7 protein-coding genes and 1 pseudogene are annotated in these 7,576 nt (G+C 69.5%); 5 read left to right on the top strand and 3 right to left on the bottom strand.

Going from position 1 to position 7,576, the window contains the following annotated elements; genetic code table 11:
• From DIZ27_RS43480 to DIZ27_RS45450, 5 genes are all read left to right on the top strand, one after another.
• Positions 1-651: transposase family protein (locus DIZ27_RS43480; protein WP_109383786.1), on the top strand; the 651-nt coding region annotated here is incomplete at its 5' end.
• A 429-nt stretch (positions 652-1,080) separates the two neighbouring features.
• Positions 1,081-2,607: an RICIN domain-containing protein gene (locus tag DIZ27_RS43475; protein ID WP_109383785.1), complete on the top strand. Its 1,527-nt coding sequence runs from the start codon at positions 1,081-1,083 to the stop codon at positions 2,605-2,607.
• A 28-nt stretch (positions 2,608-2,635) separates the two neighbouring features.
• Positions 2,636-3,817 carry an RICIN domain-containing protein gene (locus DIZ27_RS43470; RefSeq protein WP_181384013.1) on the top strand — a complete coding sequence of 394 codons (1,182 nt, stop codon included), beginning with the start codon at positions 2,636-2,638 and terminating at the stop codon, positions 3,815-3,817.
• A 463-nt stretch (positions 3,818-4,280) separates the two neighbouring features.
• Entirely contained in the window at positions 4,281-4,412 is a 132-nt protein-coding gene (locus DIZ27_RS48260; RefSeq protein WP_258308888.1) for a hypothetical protein, read from the top strand.
• A 118-nt stretch (positions 4,413-4,530) separates the two neighbouring features.
• Positions 4,531-5,010 carry a hypothetical protein gene (locus DIZ27_RS45450; protein WP_146229136.1) on the top strand — a complete coding sequence of 160 codons (480 nt, stop codon included), beginning with the start codon at positions 4,531-4,533 and terminating at the stop codon, positions 5,008-5,010.
• 5 nt (positions 5,011-5,015) lie between these two features.
• On the opposite strand, the pseudogene DIZ27_RS48255 reads toward DIZ27_RS45450, so the two are convergent.
• From DIZ27_RS48255 to DIZ27_RS43455, 3 genes and pseudogenes are all read right to left on the bottom strand, one after another.
• A pseudogene (locus DIZ27_RS48255) lies at positions 5,016-5,153 on the bottom strand (IS6 family transposase); the annotation flags it as partial.
• A gap of 190 nt (positions 5,154-5,343) precedes the next feature.
• On the bottom strand, positions 5,344-6,507 hold the full coding sequence (locus DIZ27_RS43460) for a glutamate--cysteine ligase (protein WP_109383783.1): 1,164 nt from the start codon (positions 6,505-6,507) through the stop codon (positions 5,344-5,346).
• A 443-nt stretch (positions 6,508-6,950) separates the two neighbouring features.
• A complete protein-coding gene (locus DIZ27_RS43455) occupies positions 6,951-7,259 on the bottom strand; it encodes a hypothetical protein (protein ID WP_109383782.1) in 309 nt (102 codons plus the stop codon).
• Positions 7,260-7,576 lie beyond the last annotated feature (317 nt).

Raw genomic sequence — 7,576 nt, 5'->3', positions numbered from 1 at the left:
CGCCTGAGCTGCGGCCGGCAGGCTCTGCTCGTACTCGCCCACCTCCGCTGYGGCGACACCTACAGCCGCCTCGCCGCCGGCTTCCGGGTTGGGATCGCGACGGTCTACCGCTACATACGCGAGGCCGTCGGCCTCCTGGCCACCCTCGCCCCGACGCTGGAGCAGGCCATGCACACCATCCGCGGGAAGGCGTACGTGATCCTCGACGGCACACTCCTGCCGATCGACCGTGTTGCGGCCGACCGCCCGTACTACTCGGGAAAGAAGAAGCACCACGGGATGAACGTGCAGGTCCTCGCCGACCCGGCCGGACGGCTGCTCTGGGTCTCGGACGCCCTGCCCGGCGCCGTCCACGATCTGACCGCGGCCCGCACCCACGGCATCCCCGCCGCCCTCGCCGCCGACGGCATCAAGTGCTGGGCGGACAAGGCCTACCAGGGCGCCGGACCCGCCGTCCGCGTCCCGATCCGGGGCAAGCACCTGCGCGGCTGGCGCCGCCGCCACAACCGCGATCACGCAAAGATCCGAAGCCTCGGCGAACGCGCCATCGCCACCCTCAAGTGCTGGCGAGTACTCCGCAAACTGCGCTGCAGCACCACGAGGATCACCACCGTCGTCCGCGCCATCGTCGCTCTCGAACTCACCAGCTGATCAAGATGGAAACGGCTCAGCGACGCCTCTTCGTTGTGTGCCGGAATCACCAGCGACACACTCTGCGGGGCTTCCCAGGTCTCCGTACTCGGGTTTTTCTTGGAGCGTTTGGCCAGGGCGAGAGCGGAAACAGTCAGCAGGGCGGCACCAATACCGGAGGTTGCCAGCATTGACATCGTCGATGCTCCTCACGTCCCGTGCAGGGCACGGCTCCCTCTGAGAGGGAAGATCATACCGGCCAACGTACAGGGCCATTCTCATGGTGCAGCACAAGCCGGAGCAGTTCCGAAGCGGGTTCCGCCTGATGGCCTACGGCCGTGAACTGCACCGGGGCGGGCGTCACCCTTCTGCTCCTTCTCCGCTCGCTGCGACTGACGGGTGGGATTAGCGTCAGAGCGCCATGAAAAGCAAGTTGAGGGGAAGCCGGCCATGCCCTCCACCCAGTCCCCGTCGAGCGTCAACCTCGTCACCAGTCTCGACCCAGCGGACGTTCACCATCAGAACATCCAGGTGATGATCCCCAGCACAGGGGCCATCCCGAAGATCGACGTCTACTTCCTCGCCGACAGCACCGGCAGCATGACACCTGTCATCAACGCGGTGAAAGCAGGGGCAGACGACATCCTGGGGAAGCTCGCACAGGAAGCGGCCGCCGTGGGCGCCGACATCAAATACGGTGTCGGGAACTACCGGGACTTCGTGCCGGACGAGAGCTACTGCTTCGCCCACCAGCTGTCGATGACCAACGACACCAACGCGGTCAAGACGGCCATCACCAGCTGGAGCACCGGTGGAGGCGGTGACACCCCGGAGGGCCAGTTCTACGCCCTGGACCAGATCGCCCAGGCCCCGGGCCAGTCGGTCGGCTGGCGCGCTGATGCCAAGCGCATCATCATCTGGTTCGGGGATGCTCCGGGCCACGATCCCATCTGCACAGCAGTTTCCGGCCTGTCCTATGCCGTGACCGAAGACTCGGTCACACAGAAGCTGAAGGGATACGGCATCTTCGTTCTGGCCATCAGCACCACGACCGGACCGACGGGGTTGGACGGCGACCCGGTGCCGTCCTCCGGCGATTTCTATCCGTCGAAATGCGGCACCGTCGGCGGCCATGTCGGGCAGGCCACGAGGATCGCGGCTGCCACTGGAGGGACGTTCGCCGACCATATCAATGCCGACCAGATCGTTGCGAAGATCATCGAACTCGGCACAGCCGAGATCACCACCATCGACAACGTCAAACTGGAACCGGACAAGAAGATCGCACCCTTCGTGCGAGTGACCCCGCCCGAAGGGCAGGGGCCGCTCACCAGCGGCCATCCCCATACCCTCACCTTCGGGCTGGAGTTCCCCCACGCGAAGCACTCAGCGACCTCAGCGCCCGCAGCGCAAACGGCGCCGATCACCGTCAATGGAAAGATCTTGGTGAAGATCGACGGAGCGACCACCGGGGAGATCGCGGTAAAGATCAGCGTGCCGGACATGACCGGCACATACAAGATCCAAAATGCGCGCAGCGGCCTCCACCTGCAGCTCGAAAATCCCGCCTGGACCGGCGATGGAGCCAACACCGCCCAAAACCATTACACCGGTGCTGCAGCCGGTCACTGGGAACTCATCCCGGTCCCGGGAGGCGGGTACCGGATCAAGAACGCGGACAGCGCCCGGGTCCGTTACCTCGAGGTAGCGAACGCGTCGAACGATAACGGCGCCGAGATCCTGACACGCAGCAGCCCGGCCGGCCAGCACAAGGAATGGATGCTGGTCCCGGCAGGCACCTCCAACAACGGCAACGGCACGGTGTTCCAGATCAGGAACCTGAAGAGCGGCAAGGCCATGGAGATCAGGCATCAGAGCACAGCGCCCGGGGCGCGAGCCGCCCAGCAGGGCTACTGGGGAGACTGGACGTCGTACCAGCAGGACCATCACCAGCACTGGTACGTGCAGCGCGTCTGAAGCAACGCAGGCCCAGCAGGAGACAGCCGTGCACGGCACACGCCTCAGACTGGTCAACGGCAGCAGCGGCAGAGCACTGACCGCGGTCGGCCGCCGCGTCGGCCAGTCATGGGTCTCGGCGAACCGCCAGCGCGAGCAGCTGTGGCGGCTGCACACCACACCCCAGGCACGTCATGTCTTCGTCATTGAAAACGCCGGAAGCGGCCTGCTCCTGACAGCCTCCGGCGAAGGCGATGGAGCCCAGGCCGTGCTCGAACCGGGACCCGCCACCCACTCTCAGCACTGGCGGCTCGCTCCCCTTCACGCGGGCCAGTACGCCCTGCAGAACCTGGCCAGCGGCAAGTACCTGGACCTCTGGGACGCCCGGAGCGACGACGCAGCGGCCGTATCCCAGTACGACTTCTGGAACGGGCCGCAGCAGCGGTGGATGCTCCGGCCGGTCGCACGCCGCCACAGCACCCGCGCCGTCCTCACGCTCATCCGCGACGAACCGGAGTTCTTCCCCATCTGGCTGGACTACTACTCCCGCTTCTTCCAGCCGCAGGACATCTACGTTCTCCACCACCAGCCCCCGCACGATCTCCCCGCCGATGGCCGCTTTGTGCGTATTCCGGTCCGCCAGGACGTGTTTGGTACTCAGTGGCAGCGTGACATCGTCCAACAGCACCAGCACGACCTCATCGGCCGCTACGACGTCGTCCTGTGCACTGACGTCGATGAGATCGTCGCCCCCGACCCCCGCTTCTGCGACCTCGGCGCATACATCGACCAGTTCGACGAACAGTACGTCAACTGCACCGGCTTCGAAGTCCTCCACCTCAACGACACCGAACCGGCCTTCGACCCGGCCGAGAAGATCCTCACGCAGCGGTCGACCTGGTTCTCCAACCCGCTGTATTCCAAACCACTGCTCGCCCGCGTGCCGATGCTCTGGCGCGGCGGTTTCCACGAACGAGCCGACTACGGCACCAACCACGACCCGAACCTCTACCTCATCCACCTGCACCGCATGGACTACAACATTTGCCTCAAGCGGCACCGACGACGCAAAAGTCACCAGCGCGCCCAGGACGACCTGGACCAGGGCCGCGGCTACCAGAACCGCATCACCAGCCCCGACCAGTTCCACCGCTGGTTCTACAACGACCAGGTCAACGGCAAGCCCTTCCAGCCCGAACCCATCCCCACCCACTGGCAGCACGTGCTTTGACCCCAGCAGCAGTCTCGCCTCCTGAGCCGCCCGGGTGTTTCCGATGATCCCTTCGACCCTGTAGCTGCCCAGCACAACGGTGATGGGAGCCGCCGTCAGCGCCGACCATGACGCCTCTATCGGCACCGCCAGCCTGACCTTCATCGTGGGAGGGAAGACCTCCCCCTTCACACCGATCACCGTCACCCCCAAATTCACCGTCTCGCCCAGCGGCAGGGCTCATCCACGAGTACCGCAACGCCGCCTGACGAAGATCACGAGGGCTGGCGAATGCCCAGGTCAGCACACATGCGGGACTTTTGGCACCTCACAGGGCTCGGTGCTGGTGCCCCTCGCGGTGCGGGGCGCCGCCGGGACGCTGGAGGAAGTTCACCCGCAGCACACCCGGGTGCAGCCTGCTGGATGGCATCGGGGCCGAGAAAGGAGTCGTCCCCGGCACGACACACACGAAAGGCGGCGGACCATGCCGCACATCCTCACCACGATCCTGACCCAGGCGGCGGTCGCCCTGCTCGAGGCCGCCGCGGTCCGGCTGGCCGTCCGGCTCTGGAGGGCCTTCGGCGCGAGCGGGCACCCGGCGGCCGCACCCGCCTGAGCGACCCCGGACCAGCCTGCCCGAATTGCCCGTTCAGACGGGTTTATTCGCGTGCATTGATGGAAGGCGGCCAGGAAGAGCCCTCGCCACTCACGCCGCACGGCAGGAGAGGACGGAGATGACTTCCCCAGATCCACAGACCCAGCCACCGCAGCAGCCGGCCCCGCCCCAGGCCGGGCCCCAGACCGCGGAGACCCGCCCCCCGGAACCACAGCAGCCCCCGACGGAGCCCCCCGAGGAGAAGCGGACGGGCGGCAAGCTGCTGCACCTGCACACCGCGCACGCCCGGGTTCCGATTCCCTACGTGACCCCGGGCGACATGTTCTCCACCGCCCGCCCGGCCACGTCCATCCTTCCCTCGCCCCGCAAGCTGGCCTTCTACGGCCTCCTCGGCGCCATGGCCGTGGTCGAGGCCGTGGAGTGGCCGATCGCGGTCGCCGTCGGCGCCGCCACCGAAGTGATCACCCGTGAGCAGGCCGCACGCCAGCGCGCCGAACACGCGCGCATCGAGCGGGACCGCGCCGCAGGCGAACAGGGCCGGCAGGTCGCCACCGAGCGGACAGAGCCCGGGGGGCCCGCGCAGCCGGCGATGGCATGACACGTGTAGCCCTGCCCGCACTTCACACACCAGCACTGGACCGTCTCGTGAGAGACGAGCACGCCGCGGGCGAGCATCAACTCCTGGACCTCGCGGAAGGACAGGGGGAAGCGGAAGTACCGCCACACACCATGGGCAATGATCTCCGCCGGGTACTGGTGGCCCTGGTGCGGCGACGGCGCGGACGACCCGAGCGATCCCCCTGTCCGACACGAGTAACTCCGAGATCACCCCGGGCCGGTCGGCCCACGGGACAACGCCCTCGGACGGCCTCGCGGGCGGCCGGCGGGCCGGCGGGCCGGACCTGCGGACCTGGCGCAACGGCCGGCGCCGTCAGGTGCCGGCCCCGCCGGTGACCGGGCCGGCCCGGCCCACGCGGGGGGTGCCGGTCGGCGCGGCGGCACGCACGACGGGCGCGCCCCGGGTCTCGGCGACCAGCAGGGCAACCCCGGCGCGCAGGTCCTCGTCCTGGGCCGCCCGCCGCAGCCGGTGCGCGGCACTGCCGTCGGCCAGCGCCCGCGCGAGCAGGTCGTGCACGTGCTCCCAGTCACCGGACGCCTCCAGCGCCGGGCGCAGCCGGACCGCCAGGCCGTGCAGCACCCCGCGGGCGGGGGCGGCGCGCCGGGCGACCGGATCGACCAGCGCGCCCTCCAGGCCCGAGCGGGCGGCCCGCCAGGTGGCGGCCCGCAGCCACTCGTGGTGGCCGTCGCACCARGGGCCGCCCCCGCGGGCCAGCCGGTCGCACGCGTCGTGGACCAGCGCCCGGAAGAGCCCCGCGACCAGCACCACCGTCTCCACCCGCGGACAGGCGTCGCAGATCCGCAGCTCCAGCGTGCGCTGGTGCGCGGAGGGCCGCACGTCGTGGTAGTCCATGCCGGGGTCGCTGATGACRCCCGAGCCGATCAGCTCCCYSAGCGCCGCGTCGTAGCCGGCGGCGTCCGGGTAGTGGCCGGCCGGCCCGGCGGTGGGCCAGCGCTGCCACAGCATCGTGCGCCAGCTCGCGTAGCCGGTGTCCGCGCCGAGCCAGAACGGTGAGCTGGCGGACAGCGCCAGCAGCGGCGGCAGCCAGGGCGAGACCAGGCACAGGGCGCGCACSGCGGTGTCCCGGTCGGGCACGTCGACGTGCACCTGCGCGCTGCAGACGAGCTGCTCGTCGGCGACCCTGCGGTACTCGTCGGCCATGCGCCGGTAGCGGCGCYYGGCGGTGACCGTGCGGGGGCTCGGCCGGGCCAGCGGCACGGTGCCGGCGGCCACCGGCGCCAGGCCCAGCGAGSAGGCCGCCGCGTCCAGCCGGCGCCGGGAGCCGGCCAGGTCCGCGTGGAGGGCCTCGAGGGTGTGGTGGACGCCGCTGTTGCTCTCCACCGCCGACTGCTGCAGCTCGGTGGTGAACCCGGGCCCGTCCAGCCGGTCCAGCACGGCGCGGGCGCGCGGCACCAGCCGGCCGCTCTCCGCGTCCAGCACGTGGAACTCTTCCTCCGCCCCGATGCGCAACGTCACGTTCTCCCCCTGCCCGGGTGGTCATTGGGCCGTCGGGTCCGCGTCCCGCCGGGGACCCTCGGGGCTCCGGGTGCCCGGCCCGGGGCCTTCGCAAGCCTTTCGCCCCTGTAAGGCTCGGAAAGTCATCGCCGCAGGCGGGGCGGCGATGCGGCGTCGGCCGGCTCCCTCTCGGCGTGTCCCGTTCACGGAAAGCGAGCCAGAACCCCAACTCGTGAAGAATCCGAACCCACCGCAGTGCTCAACCGCCTCCCGCACTGCTGTCGAAGTGCCGCCCCTTCTCAGCGTGTCCGTTGACAGTCCCGAAACCGAGAGATCGCACCGAAGAGCCCGCGACCACCGCGGCCGAGGAGACCGAGGCTGAAGAACCCGCCACGGAGGAGCAGGAGAACGGCTGTGCGCGATGACCGTCGCGCACAGCCACGACGGCAGTCTCGGGACGCCCCTCAAGCGGACTCGCCGACATCCAGCTCGCTGCCCGTACGCACCGGCCGCGCATCCCGCCGCGCGAGGGGCGCAGGCCCGGACGCCTGCAGCACCGCCGGCGCCACCGTGGAGGGGTCTCCGCTGGTCACCCACCGGAAGCGGGCCACCCTCAGCAGGTCGTCGACGCTCTCCCGTACGAACCCGTCCACGATGCCCAGACCGCGCGGGCGTTCACGCAGCACCACCTCGCCCGGCTCGTCAGCATCCGCGATCTGCTGGTAGTCCCCCGAGTCGGGACAACCCGTGAACTCGTACACCCAGTGGCCCATGCCGGTCATCCTGGCGTGCACCACGCGCACCCCACTGAGCAGGCACGCAGGCTGTGGAGTGGAGTCGCCCGAAGGGATCAGGGGCGCTGCTGATCAGACAATTGCGCGGTGGGGGTCCTGGAGCCGGTCGCCGGCCGGCCCGAGTCCGCTTTCTGGCGCGGTACGCCCGCCCCGGCGCACGACGGGGCCGGCGGGGTTTCGGCCTGCGGTGCCCCCGCAAAGGAACTAGCGTGATCCCCAGAGCAGTCGTGGTTCCGAAGTCGTTCGCCCGCGGTCACCTTGCCCGCGGGCGCATTGCTGTGCAGCCCGCTCCGGAC

Source organism: Streptomyces sp. NWU339 (assembly GCF_003143855.1).
Lineage (GTDB): Bacteria > Actinomycetota > Actinomycetes > Streptomycetales > Streptomycetaceae > Streptomyces.
This window is presented reverse-complemented; position numbering and strand designations above follow the sequence as displayed.